Below are 2,947 nucleotides of genomic sequence, written 5' to 3'. Positions count from 1 at the left end.
TTCGCGTGGATGGTTCGCGACACTCCATAGGCCCTCGGGCGGCGCTTCGGCGGCAGAAAGCTTTCCGTGCTTGTCAGGATGGGCCTGAAGTCCTGTCCAGCGGACGAGGCCGATGTAGTTGGATTCTGTGAGCTCGGCCAGGGTGTCGACATCCAGCCCCGCGACCGGCTTGAGTGCTTGGTCCCGAGAACGACGGCCAAGGGACTTGCTGATTGAAGATCGAGCCGATTCGAGCCGGTGCCGAACCGACGTGTGCTGGGATTCACGCAGTGTCTCGCACATCCCGGCCCGAACCGGATTCAGGTCGACGTAGGCCATACAGGAGAGCACCGCTTGCTCGTCCAGCAGCGCCTGACATTTGAACCGGCCTTCCCAGAATCGCCCCGTACAGCCGTCTTCTCGGTTGGCCATCCTTGCGATAGGCTCGTTGAGCGCCCGCATAAACCAGCTGATCGAGCCGAGACGCTGGCGGATGACGTCCAGGCGCTCGGTATTGCTTAGGAGGGCGAGGGTGGCCCGCTCCACGCAGGCCGGGTCGTCACGGTTGCTGATCGAGCCGGGGAAAATGGCCAGCCAGCGTTCGGCCACCTCCCGGTCCGACCATTGCCGGGGTGCTGCGGGATCGCTACGGAGTACCACGTGGAAATGATTGCTCATGACTGCGTACGCATACACAGACACCGCGAACGACTCCGCCAGCTTGAGGATTCGATCCTCGATCCACTGCCGACGGTGCTCGAAGTCCTTCCCAGTGGCGATGTCAAAACCCCAGAGGAAAGCGCGCCGGACACACCGACTCACACAATGGAAGAACCCGGGTTCCTCTTCGCTGACCAGTTGGCTGCGGGCGTAGGCCATGCCGCCATGCTGCCTTGGCTTAGCCTGTCGCGAAATCAGGGAAAAGCGCGTCAGGTTGTAGGAAATCTTTTACAAATTATAAGTGTCCGGGTTCTCCCTCCGGACTCTCTCCTTCCGGCTCGATTTTGTCTTGCGATTAGGATTACGGTTTGCTAGTCTAAACTCACGGGCTTTAACAGGCTAATTCTTAGGGGGGTTAGTGCTTCAGAGAATCTCGGTGCCGCCACGCTCGACTTTGCTTTTTGAAGATCGTGTTGATCGGCTCGCCTCCATCGGGGCACGATGATATACGGCAATCTCAGGGTCTATTCCAATGTTGGCAGCCATATCATCCTGATTTCCTCATCAGCGACGAATACGTGGGGTCACGAGTTTGCCGCGTGCAACGAATAGTCAATTCCTCAGTCATCGGATCGATTGGTTGGGCAGTCACGCCCTTGAATAGCAAATGGACGACTAGCCCACGTCAAATAATTGCATTAAGGCTAAAGCAGCAAGATTCATTCAAGTATTTGACCAATTTCGCTTCAAAGAAAGATAGGGATACATTCTATGAAAAAAGTCATCACTGCACTGCCCGTCGCGTTTCTACTCCTGCTTCTTTCAGCATGCGGCGATTCGGCGCCATCGGATAGCGAGATCATTTCTGCGCTGGAGGAACGTTTCGAGCTTTCGTCCCGTTCGTCATCGCGGGCAATGCATGGAGGGATCAATCCATATCTTTTCCGTGTCTCGAACGGTGAGCTGGGGGATTACATGCAAATCCGTTCCTGCAGCATCGAAATAACCTCAAAGGATGTAGATGAGATTCAAGGCGATGACACCTTCTATTCCGTCAATGGCCTGCTTACCTGCGCCGGACGACTGCAAAAGAATCAGTTCGGGAATCGTGGTGTTGTCGACCTGAATCTGGAGAATGCGCCATTCGTTGTGAAGGTTCGTCGGAACACTACCGGCAAAATCTCCGTAGAGGGTCTTCTCGCTCGGCCTTGATGCTCCGCCATGCAGATGGCAACGGAATATTAGAACGCTTGTCTAACACGTCTTTTTGCACCCGGCACGGCATTGGCTGTTGTAGGAGAAAGATACATGATTATTCGTAAGTTCCTTACTATCCCTTTACTGCTTATCGGGCTCACCCTGGCTGGCTGTTCCAACGCTCCTGATAGGAGCACCCCTGAAAATTCGATCGCCGGGTTTATGGTCGCCATGCAAGAGTCTGATATAGAGGCAGTGGAGTACTTCATGACACCCCAGACGCAAGAGATGTTCCGTCAAAGATTGGATAGTGACTCCGAGGGCTTTATCGAGGCCGTAGAAAATGCCAGAACCTCGTATCCGGAGGAGCCTGAATTTAGGGTCGATATCGAAGGCGATCGGGCAGACGTGGAGCTGATAAACGCGCCAGACCTGGGGCTAACTGATTTCACACTCAAGCGCATCGATGGAAGCTGGCTCATAAGCTTCGATTAGCGCCTAAAAACGGAAAGAGGGAAAAACCAGGACACCGTGAATTCACACAATAACCGCGACACTCACGTTGTGATGCACTTCGTACCGAAAAACCAGGACACCCACGAAAATCCCGGCCAGCTGGCGCATCTCGCAGGTGGCGACGCCACGGAATCTTCTGAGAGCAAGGCCAATGGGGCGCGGAATCGCCCGTAAGTCGCTGGATTCAGGGTCCTGGCCCGAATTTGTCCATGGGCGGGCGCCTGGCGCCGTCAGCTCCGGGCGAGGTCATGGTCATGAAGGCGCTACCAGGCTATTGGCTGTTTTCGAAGCTTCTTGAGCGCGAATCCTCCGGAAACAGCCTTCATCCACGCATGACGGCATTCCGCACTCGCTTCTTGCGCGTATTGCGGTCAAAAATTAGAACGGCGAAACCAGGACACCCACCAAAATGCCGGCCAAATCGCGCTTTTCCCAGGTGGTGACGCGTCAGGATCTGCTGAAGGAGAGGCCAATGGGGCGCGAAATCGTCCGTATTTCGCTGGATTTGTAATCTTGGCCCGGATTTGCCCATGAGGAGGCGCCGGCGCCGTCGGCTCCGGGCGAAGTCTTGGTCAGGAGGTTACTACCAGGGTAT

3 protein-coding genes are annotated in these 2,947 nt (G+C 55.4%); 2 read left to right on the top strand and 1 reads right to left on the bottom strand.

Translation table 11 applies throughout. The annotated features are described in order from the left end of the window. The coding region (locus DZC52_RS04600) for a transposase (RefSeq protein ID WP_116649953.1) at nt 1–858 on the bottom strand (858 nt) is incomplete at its 3' end. A gap of 552 nt (nt 859–1,410) precedes the next feature. Between DZC52_RS04600 and DZC52_RS04595 the strand changes: the two genes are divergently transcribed. Then, nucleotides 1,411–1,851 (top strand): hypothetical protein, encoded by a 441-nt coding sequence (locus DZC52_RS04595; protein ID WP_116649952.1) that lies wholly within the window; start codon nt 1,411–1,413, stop codon nt 1,849–1,851. Nucleotides 1,852–1,947: 96 nt separating this feature from the next. Next, nucleotides 1,948–2,331, top strand: a complete 384-nt coding sequence (locus DZC52_RS04590; RefSeq protein ID WP_116649951.1) for a hypothetical protein — start codon at nt 1,948–1,950, stop codon at nt 2,329–2,331. Nucleotides 2,332–2,947: the final 616 nt, after the last annotated feature.

Source organism: Wenzhouxiangella sediminis (assembly GCF_003410055.1).
GTDB classification, from domain to species: domain Bacteria; phylum Pseudomonadota; class Gammaproteobacteria; order Xanthomonadales; family Wenzhouxiangellaceae; genus Wenzhouxiangella; species Wenzhouxiangella sediminis.
Note: the sequence above shows the minus strand (reverse complement) of the source record. Positions and strands in the feature narration are given on the sequence as shown.